Source organism: Kitasatospora sp. NPDC058184, from assembly GCF_042883725.1.
Taxonomy (GTDB): Bacteria; Actinomycetota; Actinomycetes; order Streptomycetales; family Streptomycetaceae; genus Kitasatospora.
The window spans coordinates 392,682-408,124 of sequence record NZ_JBHVVE010000007.1; the positions used below are offsets into that span (position 1 = coordinate 392,682).

General features: G+C 74.3%; 16 protein-coding genes. 11 read left to right on the top strand and 5 right to left on the bottom strand.

The annotated features are described in order from the left end of the window. The first annotated feature begins 225 nt into the window (after positions 1 to 225). Genes ACFVXH_RS16690 through pqqE form a run of 6 tightly spaced genes read left to right on the top strand, consistent with a single transcriptional unit; the run spans position 226 to position 4,692 of the window. A complete protein-coding gene (locus tag ACFVXH_RS16690) occupies positions 226 to 1,680 on the top strand; it encodes a glucose/sorbosone family PQQ-dependent dehydrogenase (protein WP_387824167.1) in 1,455 nt (484 codons plus the stop codon). Positions 1,681 to 1,706: 26 nt separating this feature from the next. Continuing rightward, on the top strand, positions 1,707 to 1,868 hold the full coding sequence (locus tag ACFVXH_RS16695) for a pyrroloquinoline quinone precursor peptide PqqA (protein WP_107418802.1): 162 nt from the start codon (positions 1,707 to 1,709) through the stop codon (positions 1,866 to 1,868). A 52-nt stretch (positions 1,869 to 1,920) separates the two neighbouring features. Continuing rightward, positions 1,921 to 2,733, top strand: a complete 813-nt coding sequence (gene pqqB / locus ACFVXH_RS16700; protein ID WP_117486598.1) for a pyrroloquinoline quinone biosynthesis protein PqqB — start codon at positions 1,921 to 1,923, stop codon at positions 2,731 to 2,733. Continuing rightward, positions 2,727 to 3,401, top strand: a complete 675-nt coding sequence (gene pqqC / locus ACFVXH_RS16705) for a pyrroloquinoline-quinone synthase PqqC (protein WP_049654684.1) — start codon at positions 2,727 to 2,729, stop codon at positions 3,399 to 3,401. Before pqqB ends, pqqC begins: the two co-directional genes overlap by 7 nt. Beyond that, complete coding sequence (gene pqqD / locus ACFVXH_RS16710; RefSeq protein ID WP_049654686.1) at positions 3,398 to 3,637, top strand: pyrroloquinoline quinone biosynthesis peptide chaperone PqqD; 240 nt, start codon at positions 3,398 to 3,400, stop codon at positions 3,635 to 3,637. Before pqqC ends, pqqD begins: the two co-directional genes overlap by 4 nt. Next, on the top strand, positions 3,625 to 4,692 hold the full coding sequence (gene pqqE, locus ACFVXH_RS16715) for a pyrroloquinoline quinone biosynthesis protein PqqE (RefSeq protein ID WP_387824173.1): 1,068 nt from the start codon (positions 3,625 to 3,627) through the stop codon (positions 4,690 to 4,692). Before pqqD ends, pqqE begins: the two co-directional genes overlap by 13 nt. Positions 4,693 to 4,755: 63 nt before the next feature. On the opposite strand, the gene ACFVXH_RS16720 is transcribed toward pqqE, so the two are convergent. From ACFVXH_RS16720 to ACFVXH_RS16730, 3 genes are all read right to left on the bottom strand, one after another. Continuing rightward, the gene (locus ACFVXH_RS16720; protein ID WP_387824175.1) at positions 4,756 to 5,352 is read right to left on the bottom strand and encodes a TetR/AcrR family transcriptional regulator; all 597 of its coding nucleotides are present in this window, start codon (positions 5,350 to 5,352) and stop codon (positions 4,756 to 4,758) included. Positions 5,353 to 5,428: 76 nt separating this feature from the next. Then, entirely contained in the window at positions 5,429 to 6,058 is a 630-nt protein-coding gene (locus tag ACFVXH_RS16725) for a histidine phosphatase family protein (RefSeq protein ID WP_387824178.1), read from the bottom strand. Between the two features lie 75 nt (positions 6,059 to 6,133). Continuing rightward, positions 6,134 to 7,099 carry an oxidoreductase gene (locus ACFVXH_RS16730; protein WP_387824180.1) on the bottom strand — a complete coding sequence of 322 codons (966 nt, stop codon included), beginning with the start codon at positions 7,097 to 7,099 and terminating at the stop codon, positions 6,134 to 6,136. Positions 7,100 to 7,272: 173 nt separating this feature from the next. On the opposite strand from ACFVXH_RS16730, the gene ACFVXH_RS16735 reads away from it, so the two are divergent. The 3 genes from ACFVXH_RS16735 to ACFVXH_RS16745 are packed head-to-tail and all read left to right on the top strand — an operon-like array spanning position 7,273 to position 9,616. Beyond that, positions 7,273 to 8,172 carry a glycerophosphodiester phosphodiesterase gene (locus ACFVXH_RS16735; protein ID WP_387824183.1) on the top strand — a complete coding sequence of 300 codons (900 nt, stop codon included), beginning with the start codon at positions 7,273 to 7,275 and terminating at the stop codon, positions 8,170 to 8,172. A 10-nt stretch (positions 8,173 to 8,182) separates the two neighbouring features. Continuing rightward, positions 8,183 to 8,578, top strand: coding sequence for a hypothetical protein (locus tag ACFVXH_RS16740; protein WP_387824186.1), 396 nt, complete (start codon positions 8,183 to 8,185; stop codon positions 8,576 to 8,578). Between the two features lie 15 nt (positions 8,579 to 8,593). Beyond that, positions 8,594 to 9,616, top strand: a complete 1,023-nt coding sequence (locus tag ACFVXH_RS16745) for a hypothetical protein (RefSeq protein WP_387824189.1) — start codon at positions 8,594 to 8,596, stop codon at positions 9,614 to 9,616. Between the two features lie 10 nt (positions 9,617 to 9,626). Here ACFVXH_RS16745 and ACFVXH_RS16750 read toward each other — a convergent pair whose 3' ends face one another. Beyond that, positions 9,627 to 11,219, bottom strand: a complete 1,593-nt coding sequence (locus ACFVXH_RS16750; RefSeq protein WP_387824192.1) for a M4 family metallopeptidase — start codon at positions 11,217 to 11,219, stop codon at positions 9,627 to 9,629. Positions 11,220 to 11,378: 159 nt separating this feature from the next. Between ACFVXH_RS16750 and ACFVXH_RS16755 the strand changes: the two genes are divergently transcribed. Further along, the gene (locus ACFVXH_RS16755) at positions 11,379 to 11,780 is read left to right on the top strand and encodes a GNAT family N-acetyltransferase (RefSeq protein WP_049659195.1); all 402 of its coding nucleotides are present in this window, start codon (positions 11,379 to 11,381) and stop codon (positions 11,778 to 11,780) included. A gap of 70 nt (positions 11,781 to 11,850) precedes the next feature. Further along, positions 11,851 to 13,179 carry a hypothetical protein gene (locus tag ACFVXH_RS16760; RefSeq protein WP_387824195.1) on the top strand — a complete coding sequence of 443 codons (1,329 nt, stop codon included), beginning with the start codon at positions 11,851 to 11,853 and terminating at the stop codon, positions 13,177 to 13,179. Positions 13,180 to 13,222: 43 nt separating this feature from the next. Here the strand turns inward: ACFVXH_RS16760 and ACFVXH_RS16765 are convergent, their stop codons facing one another. Continuing rightward, positions 13,223 to 15,322 (bottom strand): amino acid adenylation domain-containing protein, encoded by a 2,100-nt coding sequence (locus ACFVXH_RS16765; RefSeq protein ID WP_387824198.1) that lies wholly within the window; start codon positions 15,320 to 15,322, stop codon positions 13,223 to 13,225. Between the last annotated feature and the right edge of the window lie 121 nt (positions 15,323 to 15,443).

Genomic DNA, 15,443 nt, shown 5'->3' on the forward strand with positions numbered 1-15,443 from the left:
CCGGGCCACGCGACCGGGTCAACGAGGGGTGCGGATCCGGGGGGCCCGACCTACGGTGAGGATCGGGACGCCGGGCGGCCGTACGCCGCCGGTGGCGCCCCCCCCACCGTTGGCGATGGCCCGCTCGCCGGGCGCCCGCACTGTGCGGGTCCGGTCCCGTACGGAATCGCCGAATCCGGTCATTCGGAAACCAGACACTCGTCGCCATGACGAGTGGGAGGCATCATGAGAAAGCTCCCGGTCGCACTGGCCCTGATCCCCGCCGCCGCGCTGATCACGTCGTGCTCCGACAACGGGGGAGCGGCGTCCGGCGGCACCGCCGCGCAGAAGCCCGCTGTCGTCACCGCCGAGCCCGTGCAGTCCCAGGCACCCCAGTCCCAGGCCGCCCAGGCGCCGCAGACGCAGGTGAAGGTGGTGACGGACGGGCTGGGAGACCCGTTCGAGCTCGCCTACGCCCCCGACGGCCGGCTCTGGGTCAGCGAGAAGTCCGGGCTCAAGATCACCCGGGTCGACCCGCAGAGCGGCGCCAAGAGCACCGCCCTCGACCTCACGGGAAAGGCCTTCCACAGTCAGGACGGGCAGGACGGCGTCCTGGGCTTCGCGTTGCACCCGGACTTCGGCAAGGGCAAGGGCAGCGACTACCTCTACCTCGCCTACACCTACAAGAACGGCAACGACTCGGCCACGAAGATCGTCCGCTACACCGCGAAGGACGGCGTGCTCTCCGACGAACAGCCCATCCTGACGGGGCTGCCGGGGCACAACCAGCACCAGTCGGCCCGGATCCGGTACGGACAGGACGGCAAGCTCTACTACTCGATCGGCGACCAGGGCCACAACTACATGGCCGACTACTGTCTGCCGAACCACGCGCAGGACCTGCCGACCGCCGCCCAGGTCGCCGCCTCGGACTGGTCGCTGTACCAGGGCAAGGTGCTCCGCATCAACCCGGACGGCTCCGTCCCCGACGACAACCCCGAGCTGAACGGTGCCCGCAGCCACATCTACGCCTACGGCATGCGCAACCCGGACGGCATGGACTTCGGCGGCAAGGACCTCTACACGGCCGAGAACGGCCCGCTCACCGACGACGAGTTCAACCTCATCACGAAGGGCGGCAACTACGGCTGGCCCAACGTCGCCGGGTGGAAGGACGACAAGGCGTACGTCTACTCCAACTGGTCGCAGGCCAAGGGCGGTTGCGAGAAGCTCACCTACAACCCGGACCCGAACACGCCGCCGGCCGAGGTGCCGACGACGAAGGAGACGGACTTCACCAAGGACATGGTCTCCCCGCTCAGCACGTACGGGACGACCGTCGAGAGCGGGCACAACTTCGGCACCACGCCGGTCTGCCCCGACGCCGCCTCCGCCTACATGTGCTGGCCGACCATGGCGCCCGGCAGCCTCAAGGTGTACGGGGACGACGTCCTCGTCACCTCGTTGAAGAACGGCACCGTCTTCCGGCTCTCCAAGGACGGCAAGAAGTACGAGGAGCTCTTCCGGACCGTCAACCGCTACCGCGACGTCGCCCTCAGCCCGGACGGCAAGACGCTGTACATCGCCACCGACAGCGAAGGCCAGCACATGGTCCGCGGCGACGGCGGCACCCCGACCACCCACCTGGCGAATCCGGGCGCGATCCTCGCCGTCCCCTACGACCACAACACGACGCAGTGAAGCCCCGACACGGAGGTGAGACAGTCATGACCCGTCACGAGGAACAGCCCAGGCGTGCCCGGCAGTCCCGGGAGCGCACCACCGACCGGCCGAACACCCCGACGGAAGGCGCCCGTTGGCGCAAGCCGAGCTACCAGGTGGTGGAGGCGTCTCTGGAGGTCTCGGCGTACTACCTCGCCAAGCGGTAGCGGCCACCGCACCGCACCGGTAGGACCACCACTCGAAGAGGGAGGAAGCGCTGTGCGACTGCACGTACTCGGTACGGCAGCCGGCGGCGGTGTCCCGCAGTGGAACTGTGCGTGCCCCGGCTGTGCCGGGGCACGCGCGGTTCCGTCGCGCCGGCGGCTGCACGCGTCCGTCGCCGTGGAGACCGAGCCCGGCCGGGTGTACCTCGTGAACGCCACACCGGACATCGCCGAACAGATCGAGCGCTGCCCCTGGCTGCACCCCGAGGGCCGGCGCACCCGGCTGTCCGGCGTGATCCTCACGGACGCCGAACTCGACCACACGCTCGGCCTGGCGCGGCTGCGCGAGGCCGACGAGCTGGAGGTCATGGCGACCGACGCGGTCCGGGACGCCGTGCACAAGGGACTCGGCCTCGGCGAGGTCCTCGCGCCCTACACCCGCCTGCGCTGGCGGGACTTCGACGGCGTCGCGCTCGAACCGCTCTCCGGCAAGCGCCCCCGCTACGCCCGGGACGCCTGCGACGGGGACTGGGTGAGCGCCCTGCGGGTGGGCGGACTGCTCTACGCGCCGTCGACCGGCGTCTGGACCGACGGGTTCGGCGAGGACGCCGACCTGGTCCTGGTCGACGGCACCTTCTGGGACGACGAGGAGCCCCGCACCGCCGGGTTCTCCACGAAGTCCGCCACCGGGATGGGCCACCTGCCCGTGCTCGCCACCCGCGACCGGCTCGCCGCCCTGTCCGCCCGGTGCCTCTACACCCATCTGAACAACACCAACCCGCTCGTCGACCCGGACTCCCCCCTCCACGAGGAGCTGGCGGACCGAGGCCTCGGGGTGGCCGCGGAAGGAGCGGTCCTCACATGGTGACGACCTTCGAGAGCGAGCTCAGGGCCGTGCCCGAGCGCCGCTACCACCACCGGCACCCCTTCAACCTGAGGATGCACCAGGGGCTCCTGCTGCCGGAGGAGCTGCGCACCTGGATCCTCAACCGGTTCCACTACCAGCGGCACATCCCGGTCAAGGACGCGCTGATCCTCGCCAAGCTGGAGGACCCCGCCCTGCGCCGGCTGTGGATCCGTCGGATCACCGACCACGACGGCGGCGACGGCGACGAAGGCGGCATCGAGCGCTGGCTGCGGCTCGGCGAGGCGGCCGGTCTCGACCGCGCCGACCTGCTCTCGGGCCGCGGGGTGCTGCCCGGAGTGCGGCTCGCCGTCGACGGCTACGTCAACCTCTGCCGCCACGGAACGCCCCTGGAAGCCGTGGCCGCCTCGTTGACCGAACTGTTCGCGCCGGACCTGATGGCCACCCGGATCGCCGCCTTCGAGCGCCACTACACCTGGATCGAGCCCGTGGGCCTCGCCTACTTCAGGACCCGCGTCGGCCAGGGCCGCCGGGACAGCGACGAGGCGCTGTCCCTGGTGTTGTCCTGGGCCCGCACCCGGGCCGAGCAGGAGGCCGCCATCGCGGCGCTCTCCTACAAGTGCGAGCTGCTGTGGACCCTCCTCGACGCCGTCGAACGGGCCCCGGCGTGACCTGGCGACCGGCCCTGAGCGGCTACGCGCGGCTGCGCCACTGCCCGGTGCGGAACAGCACGCTGCTGGTCGTCCCGGAGCGCATCGTCGTCCTCAGTGCCGAGGCGGCCGCGATCGTCGGACTGTGCGACGGCACCCGGACCGTACCGGAGATCACCACCGAGTTCCCGGCCGAGGGGGCCGACGACGTCGTGGTCTTCCTCGACGACCTGAAGGAGCGGGGATGGCTGCGGTGAACCCGCCCTGGGCCATGCTGGCCGAACTCACCCACGGCTGCCCCCTGCGCTGCCCGTACTGCTCCAACCCGCTCGAACTCACCGCCCGCAGAGCAGAACTGACGACAAGTCAATGGCTGGACGTGCTGACGCAGGCCGGTGAACTCGGGGTCGCGCACGTCCACCTGTCGGGCGGCGAACCGCTGTTGCGGCGCGACCTGACCGAGATCGTCGCGGGGGCCGACCGCGCCGGGATCTACGCCCAGCTCGTCACCAGCGGACTCGGCCTGACCCGGGAGCGGCTGGCCGCGCTGACCGCGGCCGGGCTGCCCAGCGTCCAGCTCTCCGTCCAGGGCGCCGACGCCGCCTCCTCCGAGCTGATCGCCGGACGGCGGTCGTTCGCGGCGAAGGAGCGTGCCGCCGCGCTGGTCCGCGAGGCCGGACTGCCGCTGGGCCTCAACGTCGTCCTGCACCGCCTGAACCTCGACGACATCGACGCGATCGTGGACCTCGGCATCGCCTGGGGCGCGGTGCGCATCGAACTCGCCAACACGCAGTTCTACGGCTGGGGGCTGGCCAACCGGGCCGCCCTCATGCCCACCCGGGACCAGCTGGCCCGCGCCCGGGAGGCCGTCGAGCGCCGACGGCGGCGGACCGGCGTCGAACTCGTCTGGGTCGTCCCCGACTACTTCGACGGCGTCGCGAAGCCCTGCATGGGCGGCTGGGGCGCGGTCTCCCTGACCGTCGCCCCCGACGGCCGGGTCCTGCCCTGCCCCGCCGCCTACGACCTCCCACTGGACCTGCCGAACGTCCGCGACCACGCCCTCGCCTGGATCTGGTCCGAGTCGTCGGCCTTCCGGGCCTACCGCGGCACCGACTGGCTGCCCGAGCCCTGCGCCTCCTGCGCCCTCCGGGAGGTCGACTTCGGCGGCTGCCGCTGCCAGGCCTTCGCCCTCACCGGCGACCCGGGGCGGACCGATCCCGCGTGCGCGCTGTCGCCCGACCACGGCCTGATCGCGGAGCTCGCCGCCCGGCAGGGCGGGGAGCTCGTCTACCGGGATCCGGCCGGCCGCTGAGGCTCCGCTCCGCAGGCCGTCGTCCCCGGTCCGGCCGGCCCGTCGCCCGTCCGGTGTTCGGGTTCAGGTGGCGCTTGCGTGGTCCTGCGTGGCGCCGAGCAGCCGCCGGACGGCCTGCCGGGCGTGGTCCAGCGGTTCGGGGTCGCGCCGGACGGAGGCGAGCAGGACGGCGCCCTCCACCAGGGCGAGGGTCTGCCCGGCGGCGACCCGGGCCTCCGCCGGGCCGAAGCCCTCGCCCTCCAGCCGGTCGGCCAGGATCCGCTGCCAGCCCGCGTACAGCTCGGCGCAGAGCGCCCGCAGCGCCTCGTTGGTGCCGGACACCTCCAGGGCGACGGTGGCGATCGGGCAGCCGCTGGTGTACCGGGAGCGCTCCAGCCGTTCGGCGAAGGCGTCGATCAGCCGCCCGGCGAGGGCGACGGTGCCGGCGCCCTCGCCGGCCAGGGAGGCGAGCAGCGCCTCGACCTCCTGGCCGGCCTGGGTGAGCGCGGCGGCCACCAACTGGTCCTTGCCGCCGGGGAAGTGGAAGTAGAGCGAGCCGCGCGGGGCGCCGGTGGCGGCGACGATCCGGTTGAGTCCCGTCCCGAAGTAGCCCTGCGCCTCGATCAGTTCCCTGGTGCCGGCGATCAGCCGGGCCCGGGTCTCCTCACCCTTGACTCCCATGCGGCGATAGTAGACCGGTCTGCATATTCGTGTCGACGGGCCTTCGAGCCTCCCTTGAGCAGTGGTTGACCGATCGTCAGAAACGGTACTGGGGCGGGTAGCCGGTCCAGTGCAGCTCCTCCGGCAGGTGGCCCTGATCGTTCAGCAGCAGGACGGCGGGCGGCCGTCCGGGCGTGTAGCGCAGGACGGTCAGTGCCGCGTTGGCGGCGTTGGCGCCGAGCCACCGCCAGGCCGGGGCGTCCAGGGCGTGCCGGACCAGCCAGCCGACCAGGAAGGCGTGGGTGACGACCAGTTCGTGCCGCTCCTCGCGGCCCGGCACCGGCCCGGTGAACCGTTCGACGGCCCGCCGCGCCAGCACCGCGCCCTCCTCCCGCTCCGCCGCCGTGGTGCCCCCGAGGAAGTCCAGCAGGAACCGCGCGCTGTCGTCGGGCAGTTCGTCCCGCGCGGGCACGTACGGAACGAAGTCCCCGGCCTCCTCGCAGGGTTCCGGCCGCACGCCGGTCAGCTGCTCCGCGACCAGCCGCGCGGTCTCGGCCGCCCGGGGCAGCGGACCGTGGTGCAGCACCGAGACCGGGCGGCCGGCCAGCCGCCGGCCCAGCAGCGCGGCCTGCCGGCGCCCGGCGGCCGTGAGTCCGCTGTCGTCGCCGTGGGACTCGGCCTCGCCGTGGCGGGCCAGGTAGAGGTAGCGGGTGGCGGTGTCGGTCATGCCGTGGGACTCCTCGGGAGGGACGAAGATCATGTCGTCCCGAGTGACACGCCGGGGGCCGCGCCCGGTTCCGGCTCAGCCCGTGGGGGCCGCGTCCGCGTGGGCCCGGCCCGTGTGGGCCTCGTCCAGCAGCGCCAGCTCCTCCGCCGACAGCCGCAGCGCCCCGGCGGCGATGTTCTCCTCCAGGTGCGCCACGTCGCCGGTGCCCGGGATGGCCAGCACGTGCGGGCCGCGGTGCAGCGTCCAGGCCAGCCGGACCTGGGCGGTGCTCGCCCCGCGTGCCTCGGCCACCGCCCGGACCTGGGCGGGCTCGGCCTCCCCGGCGCCGTCCTGCCGTCCGGCCCCGGCGATCGCGTAGAAGGGGACGAAGGCGATGCCCTGCTCCCCGCAGATCCGCAGCAGCTCGTCCTGCTCCGGCGTGGCGCCGATGCCGTACGGGTTCTGCACGCAGACCACCGGCGCGATGGCCTGAGCCTCGGCGAGCTGGTGCGGGTGGACGTTGGACAGGCCCAGCTGCCGGATCAGCCCGGCCTCGCGCAACTCGGCCAGCGCGCCGAAGCGTTCGGCGACCGAGTCGGTGCCGAGGATGCGCAGGTTCACCAGGTCGAGGTGGTCGCGGCCGAGTTGGCGCAGGTTCTGCTCGACCTGGGCGCGCAGCCGCGCGGGGGTGCGGGCGTGCTCGACCCACTCGCCGTCGATGCCGCGGCCGGGGCCGACCTTGGTGGCGATCACCAGGTCGTCGGCGTACGGCGCGAGCGCCCGGTTGATCAGCTCGTTGGCGGAGCGCAGCGGGGAGAAGTAGAAGGCCGCCGTGTCGATGTGGTTGACGCCCAGCTCGACCGCGCGGCGCAGCACCCGCAGCGCCTGCTCACGGTCGCGCGGGACGGCGTGCGGGACGAGTGCCGGGCCGGTCTGCGACAGGCGCATCGTGCCGAAGCCGATCCGGTGGACGGTGCGGTCGCCGAGCTTCCAGGTGCCGGCGGCGGCTGCGGCGGCGGCTGCGGTGGTGGCGGGGGTGGTGGCGGACGTCATGCCGGTCATGATCGCTACTGAACCGGCCTGACCGCCAGTGATTCGAACATGTCCATGAGGGTGGGGGGCGGTGGCCGGGTTGGGGGAGGGGTGGCCGGGCGTTCCGCCGTCCGTCGTCATGTCGGCCGGGCACACCGGTGTCGGCGGCGAGGGCGCGTCCCGCCGACCGTAGCGTGCGGGACATGACACCCCAACGGCACCCCCGGCACCGCCGGCACCCCTACACCCGACGGGCCGTCCTCGTCGCCGCGCTGCTCGGGGCCGCCCTCGGCGCCGTCGCGCTCACCGGGGCACCGGCACGACCGTCCGCCGCCCGGCTGCGCCCGACTAGTGCGCCGCCGACCGTGTACGCGCACCGCGGCGCCTCCTCCGCCGCGCCCGAGAACACCCTGGTCTCCGACGAGGTGGCCCGCCGGGCCGGCGCCGAGTGGATCGAGGACGACGTCCAGCCCAGCAGGGACGGCGTCCCGTACGTGCTGCACGACGACACGGTGGACCGCACCACCGACGGCACCGGCCGGATCCGCGAGCTGACCGCCGCCCAGCTGGACGCGCTGGACGCCGGCTCCTGGTTCGCCCCCGCCTACGCGGGCACCCGGCTGCCGACCCTGGCCGCCCAGCTGGAGGACCTGCGCACCCGCGGCGGCAGGCTGCTGCTGGAGATCAAGGGCCCGCACAGCCGCGACGAGGTCGCCCGGATCGTCCAGGAGGTGCGCGACCACGGCATGGCCGACCGGGTCCTCGTCCAGAGCTTCGAGGTGGACGCCCTGCGGTACGCCCGCGAGCTGGCCCCCGAGCTGCCGCTCGGCCTGCTCCGCTCCACCCTGGACGCCGACCCGGTGGCGGTCGCCCGCGACCTCGGCCTGGCCGCCTACAACCTCGCGGACGACGCGCTGTCCGCCCGCCCCGGCGTGGTCGGGGAGCTGCACGCCGCCGGGGTGGCGGTGAACATCTGGACGGTCGACCGGCCCGCCCGCTGGCAGGTGCTCGCGGCGGCGGGCGTGGACGGGATCATCACCAACCGACCGGCAGAGCTGGCCGGTTGGAGCGCGGCCTGGTCGGCGCGGGGCGCCGCCGGTTAGGCTGCCGGGCGTGGAGCAGGAGAACGCGGCGGGCGCCCGGCCGGTGGACGAACAGGCCGGGGCGGACTGGATCCGCCGGCATCTCGGCGTGGTCCTGGAGCCGCAGGGCTCGCTGACCGCCTTCGACGGGCGCCTCGTCATCGACCTGGACACCCAGGTCGTCACCGTGGACGGCCGTGAGGTCCGGCTCCGCCGCTCGGACGTCAAGCTGCTGCGCGGCCTGATCGAGCTGGGCGAGGGCGCGCACGCGCCGGACACGATCCTGTGGAAGGTCTACGACGCGACGCTCCACCCCCACGAGCTGAGGTACCCGATGGCGCTGCTGCGGGCGAAGCTCGGCGAGCCCGACTGGATCGTGCGGACCGAGGAGGGCCGCTACGGCCTGCGGCCCCCGGAGCTGCCCTAGCCGCATACTGACGGCATGACGGGTGGAGACGGCGGCCGGGGTCCGGACCGGCGCGGGGTGCTGCGGGCGGGCGCGGCGGCGGCGCTGGCGCTGGGTGCGGCGGGGTGCACGGGCGGGAGCACGTCACGGGCGGCCGGGCCGAGTCCGAGCGCGACGACGCCCGCGACACCGGCCGGAACGCCGACCGAGAAACCCACGGTTACCCCGCTGCCCCGCCCGCCCCTCTGGCAGCCCGGCCCCGGCGAGATCCAGCCCGACGTCAAGCGCCGCGCCGTCGAGCTGGTCGCCGCGCTCGGCGCCTGGCCGCCCGGCGGGCAGGGGGTGGAGGCGGCCCGGGCCCGGGTGGCGGCGCTCGGCCTGCCGCCCGCGCTGGCCGACGCCGCCGGTCCGTTGGCCCCGGCGGCGTCGGAGGCGGGCCTGGAGGTGGTGGTCGCCCAGTACGGCGGCATCCTCGACGACTCGGCGAGCGTGCTGGTGGTGTGCCGCCAGTGGACCCGCGGCCCGGACGGCTCGGTGGCCGAGGGCGGCACCACGGTGGACGTCCGGCTGGGCCGGGCCGAGCCGCGCTGGACCGTCACCGACCTGCGTCCGGGTGTCGCGGGCCCGGCCGCCGCCGCGCCGTCGCCCGCGGTGGCCCGGGTGCTGGCCGAGCCCCGGATCGAGCTGCCGCCGGAGGCCGCCGCCGACCTGCGCGGCGGCACGGTCCACGACAGCGTGCTGGAGGCGATGCTGCGGCTGGCCGGCCCGTACACGCTCTCGGTGAGCGTGGTGCGGACCGGCCACCCGCTGGACGTCTTCGGGACGACCCGGCCCAGCGACCATCCGCTGGGCCGGGCCTTCGACGTCTGGCGGATCGACGGCCTGGCGGTGGTGGACCCGGGTACGTCCCGGCAGCTGGTCGAGTCCTTCATGCGGGACGCGGCCGCCGCCGGTTCGTACAACGTGGGCGGTCCGGTGGCGGTCCCGGGCGGCGTCGGCAACCAGTTCTTCACCGACGACACCCACCACGACCACTGCCACGTGGGCTTCAACCACTAGGCACCGTACGTCAGTTGACGTTGACGCCGCTCCAGGCTGCCGCGACCGCGTTGTACTCGGCGCTGCCGGCGCCGTACAGGTCGCGGGCCGCGTTCAGGGAGGCGGAGCGGGCGCCCTTGTAGGTGGTGGTGGAGGTCATGTAGACGGTCAGCGCGCGGTACCAGATCTTGGCGACCTTGGCGTTGCCGATGCCGGCCAGCGTGGAGTTGTTGCAGGTCGGGCTGGTGTAGGTGACGCCGTTGACGGTCTTGGTGCCGCTGCCCTCGCTGGCCAGGTAGAACCAGTGGTTGCCGACGCCCGAGGAGTAGTGGACGTCGAGCTTGCCGACGCCGCTGCTCCAGCAGTCGGCCGAACGGCCGTCCAGCGAGGGCTTGTCGAAGCGGCGCAGCCACGGCGGGGTGGACTGGTCGCTGAACAGGTAGTCGCCCTTGTCGACGCTGTTGTTGGCGTACCACTCGACCATGGTGCCGAAGATGTCGCTGGTGGACTCGTTGAGGCCGCCGGACTCGCCGCTGTAGCGCAGGTTGGCGGTGGCGCTGGTGACGCCGTGGGTCATCTCGTGGCCCATGGTGTCGAGGTCCACCTGCTCCGGGTCGGTGGTGCCGTCGCCGTCACCGGTCATCATGCAGAAGCAGGTGTCGGACCACTGGGCGTTGTCCCAGTTGGTGCCGACGTGGACGAAGACGGTGGCGCCCTTGCCGTCGTTCTTGATGCCGCTGCGGCCGTGGACGTTCTTGTAGTAGTCGTACGTCCAGGCGGTGTTGGCGTGGGCGTCGACGGCGGCGGTGGTGCGGTTGGAGGAGAACTTCTTTCCGTCGCCCCAGACGTTGGTGGTGCTGGTGATCGCGGTGCCGGAGGAGGCCTTGAGCGAGCTCGCGGCGACGTTGTTGGCGTCCTTGGTGACGTGGCCGCGGACCGGGTCGGTCAGGGTGTAGCCGCCGTTCGCGGCGGTGGTGTCGATGGTGACCGTGCCGGTGTACTCGGAGTTCCCGGTGCCGGCGGCCTGGTGCTCGGCGTCGTAGGACTCGATCTGCTCGCCCGTGGTGGCGTCGGTGACGACCACCTTGCCCGCCGGCTGGCCGTGCTCGCCCGTGCCCTCGACGGTGGTGCGCCAGGCCAGCCGGGGGGTGCCGTCGGCGGCCCAGACGACCAGCTCGGGGCTGCTGACGGCGTCCTTGACACCCGGGGCGGCGGCCAGCGCGCCGGCCGCGCCGGACTGCGCGGTCACCTTGGGGACGGTCGACTTCACGGCGGCGTCGTGGGCGGCCGCGCGGGAGGAGTCCTTGAGCCGGCCCTTGGCGTCCTGGTGGACGACCAGGTCGCCGCCGACCACCGGCAGGCCCTGGAAGGTCCGGTCGAAGCGGACGTGGGTGGCACCGTCGGCGTCGACCACGACGTCCTTGAGCACGAGGTCCTGGCCGGCGCCGAAGCCGAACACCCCCGCGTTGTGGGCGACGTTGGCGCGGGCCTGGGATATCGCGGCCTCGCGCATGCCGGGGGCGGCGGAGGCGGTGGCGGCCGGGACGGTGGCGCCGGCGAGGGCGGCGACGACCACGAAGGCCGCGGCCATGCGGGCACGGCGGGAGGAGGACGTGGGGATCACTCGGACTCCAGTGGGGGTAGCTGTGCAGGGAAAGGAGCTGCGACCGAGATTGACGGGGGTCAGTCAGATTGAGCTAGAGGAAAGGTCATAACTTTGCCAAGTCGTGTCCTTGGTCGATAAAAAATGATCGGAAGTTAACAAGGGCTCTACAGTGCCGTCGTGACGATCGACTACCTGTGGCGCGGCCCGCTCACCGATCCCGAACTCGACGCCCTGCACGCCGAGGCCTTCGGCCACCCCGTGGAACCCGGCGGCCGGCTCGCCCGGCTGGAACGGCACAGCCTCGGCTGGGTCACCGCCCGCCGCACCGCCGACGGCGCCCTGCTCGGCTTCGTCAACCTCGCCTGGGACGGCGGCGCCCACGCCTTCCTGCTCGACACCGCGGTCTCCCCGGACACCCGGCGGCAGGGCGTCGCCACCCGGCTGGTCGCGGAGGCCGCCGACGGCGCCCGCGCGGCCGGCTGCGCCTGGCTGCACGTCGACTTCGAGCCGCACCTGCGCCCCTTCTACCTCGACGCCTGCGGCCTGCGCCCCACCGACGCCGGGCTGTTGGCGCTCTGACACCTTGCCGCCGGCCTCCGATGCTCCGACACTGGGCGGCCGGCCCTCCCAGGCTCTACGCTTCCGCCCCATGGGCGGATGGGTGGGGGCCTGGACCGGCGGCCGGGCGGCGGTCCACGTGGGCGACGTCGCGGACTTCAACGCGCAGTTCCTCGCCCCCGGCATGGACCCGGCGCAGCGCCTACGACGGCTGCGGCACGCCCACCACTACGCCTGCCTGGCCGCCTGCTACAGCCCCGAACCGGCGCTGCTGGTGCTGCCGGCCGAGGTCGCCCCGGAGTGGACCGACTGGCTGGCCCGGGAGTTGGCCTGGGGCCCGGTCGAGGTGCACAGCGGCGTGGCACCGGACCGCACGGTGGCCGAGGCCCTCGCCGACCGTCCCGCCCTGGCGGCCCGGATCGCCGACTCCGGCCGTCCGGTGGTGGGGTGGGGCCGGACGGCCGCGCAGGGCGAGGGGCCCGAGCTGGCCGCCGTCCGCCGCTACGAGTCCAAGGCCGCCGCGCACGACCTGTTCACCGCCCTCGCCCCCGGGCACCCCGGCATCCGGGTGCCGCACCAGGAGCGCCCGGGCGGCCGGCGCCGGGCGGCCCGCCGGCTGACCGCCCGCGCCGTCCGGGGCCTGACCACGGTGCTGAAGAGCCCGTACGGCGTCGGCGGCTACGGCACCGTCGTGGTGGAGCCCGCCGAACTGTTCGCCGCGGGCGGCGGCCGGGCCCTGCTGCGGCGCCTGGTCCGCACCGAACTCCTGCCTGCCGAAGGGGAGTTGCTGCTGGAGGAGTACGTCGACGCCGGCCCGTCCGCCCGGCTTCGCGACCTCACCCAGGACGCCCTGGTCGGCCCGGACGGTACCGTCCACCCGGTCGGCGCGGGCGCCATGGAGGTGGCCGGCACCCGCTACCAGGGCGTCACCGTCGGCCCCGGCGCGGTGCCGGGGGACGCCGCCGACACCGCCCGCCGGTTCGCCGTGGCGGTGGGGGAGCGGCTGGCCGCCGAGGGCTACCGGGGCTGGTACGACGTCGACTTCGTCACCGACCGGGAGCGCCGGCTCGCCCCCACCGAGATCAACCTGCGGCTCACCGGGCCGGCCGTCGCCCTCGTGCTGCGCGCCCGCCTCGACGCGGTGCGCGGCCCCGGCCACCTGGTCCGCACCCTGGACGCGATGCCGCTCGGCGCCCGGCTCGACCAGGCCGCGCTGCACGACCACCTGGAACGGCTGCGGCCGCGCTGCGCCCGGCTCGGCGTCACCCTGCTGCCGCTGATCCCGACCGCCTCCCGTGAGCCGGAGCCCTTCGTCGGCCTCGCCCTGGCCGGGCCGGACACCGAGTCGCTGGACGCGGCCGAGGCGCTGGTCGCCGCCGCGAACCACGGGCTGGCCCGGATGTTCGAGGCGCTGCGCTGAGCCGCCGGCGAGGTGCGCCTGAGCAGCCGCCGGCGGGGTCCCGTCACTCCTTCCCGGTCGGCGGCCGCCAGAGCACGAAGCGCACCAGTACCAGCGCCGCGAGCATCAGCGGGACGTTGAACGCGAACACCATCGCCGTCTCGCGCGGCCAGTCGGTGGCCCTGGTGAGCCGGTAGAGGTTGTCCTGCGGCCACCAGTTGACCAGCAGCCAGGCGATCGCCAGATGGGTCAGCACCGACAGCCCGAACGGCCTGCCCAGCCGCAGGACCGCCTCGAAACCGATGGTGAGGTAGACGATCCCGGCCCCGAAGGCCAGGTTCTCGCAGAGGTACAGCAGCTGGAAGAAGCCGCGGTACGGGGAGGGGACGCCCGTGAGGTCGGTCGAGCCGGGGAAGAGTGCGAAGGTCATCGCCCAGGCTGCGAAGGCGAACACCAGGACGCAGACCACCGCCGCGCAGCCGCCGGTGAAGCCCGCGTCCCCGGAACGCCGGCCCCCGGCCTTGCCGCCGCCCTTGCCGCCGCTCCGCCCGCCCGCCTTGGCGGAGCGCGGGGCGGCGTGCTCCGGCGGGGCCGGCAGCGGCAGTGCCGCGCGGTCCAGCTTGCCCGCCCGGGTGCGCGGCAGCTCGCGCAGCGTGACGACGGCGGCGGGCACCGGGCGGCCCCTGAGCTTCCTCTCCAGGTACTGGGAGAGCGACCAGCCGTCCGCCCCGTACACGGCCGGATCGGTCACCGCGTAGCCGACCAGCCGCCGCCGCCCCGGTACCGGCTCCACGTAGACGACGGCCGCCTCCCGCACCGCCGGGTGCCCGCGCAGCGCGCCCTCCGCGTGGACCGCCGCCCGCACCCGCGCCAGCACGCCGGTCGGCCGCTCCGCGCCGAGCGGGCCGACCACGGTCGCGGCCCGGGCGGTGAACTCCAGCACGCCGTCCGCCCGCAGCACCCCGAGGTCGCCGGTCAGCAGCACCCGGCCGTCCGGGTCGAAGTCCGCCCGGACGAAGCGGCGGGCGGTGTCCGCCGGCCGGTTCAGGTAGCCGCGGGCCAGGCCGGCGCCGGCGATCGCGATTTCCCCCGTCATGCCCTGCTTGGCGGGGGTGCCGTTCGGGCCCAGCACGTACACCCGGGTGCCGGGGAAGGGCCGGCCGACCAGCGAGACCCGTTCGGCGCCCTCGGCGGCCGCGGTGCCCCGGGCGTCGAACCAGGTGCTGTCCACGGTGGCCTCGGCCAGCCCGTAGACGTTCAGCACCCTCGCCTCCCCGCCGAGCAGCCGCTGCAGGCCCAACTGCTCGTCCAGGTACCACTTCTCGGCGCCCACGGTGAGCAACCGCACCCCGGGCAGCCTGCCGCCGGTCCGCGTCAGCAGGGCGGTCAGCCGGCGCGCGGTGCGGACGTTCAGCTCCAGGACGGTGATCCGCTCGGCGGCGACCAGGGCGGGCAGCGCGCCGAGGTCGGCGGCGCGGTCCAGGGTGAGGTTGAACGGGGTGACGACCAGGGTCGCGCCGGTGCCGAGGGCCCGGACCCAGTCGGCGGTGAAGACGTCGAACTCCAGGCTCGCGGTCTGCAGGATCCGGTCCTCGGCGGTGAGCCCGTACACCTCGCGCCAGCCCTCGTACGCGGCCAGCAGGTTGCGGTGCTCGATCAGCGCGCCGAGGGGCAGGCCGGTGGAGCCGGAGGTGTAGAAGACGCAGGCGAGGTCGGCGGCGGTGACCTCGGGCGGCTCGAAGGGGGCCCGCGCGGGGGCGGCCGTGTCGACGCAGACCAGCGGCGCCCCGCCCGCGTCCGCCAGCCGGACCCGGTGGCGCTCCTCGGTCACCACCACGTCCGGTGCGGCGTCCGCCAGCACGTGCCGCAGCAGCGCGTCCGGCGCGGTGGGCTCCAGCGGCACGAACGCCGCGCCCGCCGTCAGCACGGCCAGCAGCGCCACGTACACCTCGGTGCCCCGGCCCAGCGCGACCGCCGCCCGGCCGCCCGGGGCCAGGCCCCGCTCCGCCAGCACGGCGGCCAGCCGCCCGGCCCGCTCCACCAGCTCCCCGTACGTGAGCTCCTGCCCGCCGCAGCGCACGGCCACCGCGGCCGGCGCCCGGCGGGCCCGTTCCTCGACCAGCCCGTGCAGCGTGCCGGCGGCCCGTTCCCCGTCCGCGGTCATCGAGTCCCCCCTCGTCCCCCCTCGGAAAGGGCACCATCCTCCTCCCAACTCCCGCCGGGCGACAGGGTTCTGGCGCGTCCACCCCTCGGACGCCCCGACCTCCCGCGACTCGACGGTTGTA

Excerpts from the sequence above, each read along its gene's own strand:
- ACFVXH_RS16720 (WP_387824175.1), bottom strand. The coding sequence starts at position 5,352 with ATGGGAGTCAAGGGTGAGGAGACCCGGGCCCGGCTGATCGCCGGCACC.
- ACFVXH_RS16730 (WP_387824180.1), bottom strand. The coding sequence starts at position 7,099 with ATGACCGGCATGACGTCCGCCACCACCCCCGCCACCACCGCAGCCGCC.
- pqqE (WP_387824173.1), top strand. The coding sequence starts at position 3,625 with ATGGCTGCGGTGAACCCGCCCTGGGCCATGCTGGCCGAACTCACCCAC.
- ACFVXH_RS16735 (WP_387824183.1), top strand. The coding sequence starts at position 7,273 with ATGACACCCCAACGGCACCCCCGGCACCGCCGGCACCCCTACACCCGA.
- ACFVXH_RS16760 (WP_387824195.1), top strand. The coding sequence starts at position 11,851 with ATGGGCGGATGGGTGGGGGCCTGGACCGGCGGCCGGGCGGCGGTCCAC.
- ACFVXH_RS16690 (WP_387824167.1), top strand. The coding sequence starts at position 226 with ATGAGAAAGCTCCCGGTCGCACTGGCCCTGATCCCCGCCGCCGCGCTG.
- ACFVXH_RS16695 (WP_107418802.1), top strand. The coding sequence starts at position 1,707 with ATGACCCGTCACGAGGAACAGCCCAGGCGTGCCCGGCAGTCCCGGGAG.
- ACFVXH_RS16765 (WP_387824198.1), bottom strand. The coding sequence starts at position 15,322 with ATGACCGCGGACGGGGAACGGGCCGCCGGCACGCTGCACGGGCTGGTC.
- ACFVXH_RS16725 (WP_387824178.1), bottom strand. The coding sequence starts at position 6,058 with ATGACCGACACCGCCACCCGCTACCTCTACCTGGCCCGCCACGGCGAG.
- pqqC (WP_049654684.1), top strand. The coding sequence starts at position 2,727 with ATGGTGACGACCTTCGAGAGCGAGCTCAGGGCCGTGCCCGAGCGCCGC.
- ACFVXH_RS16745 (WP_387824189.1), top strand. The coding sequence starts at position 8,594 with ATGACGGGTGGAGACGGCGGCCGGGGTCCGGACCGGCGCGGGGTGCTG.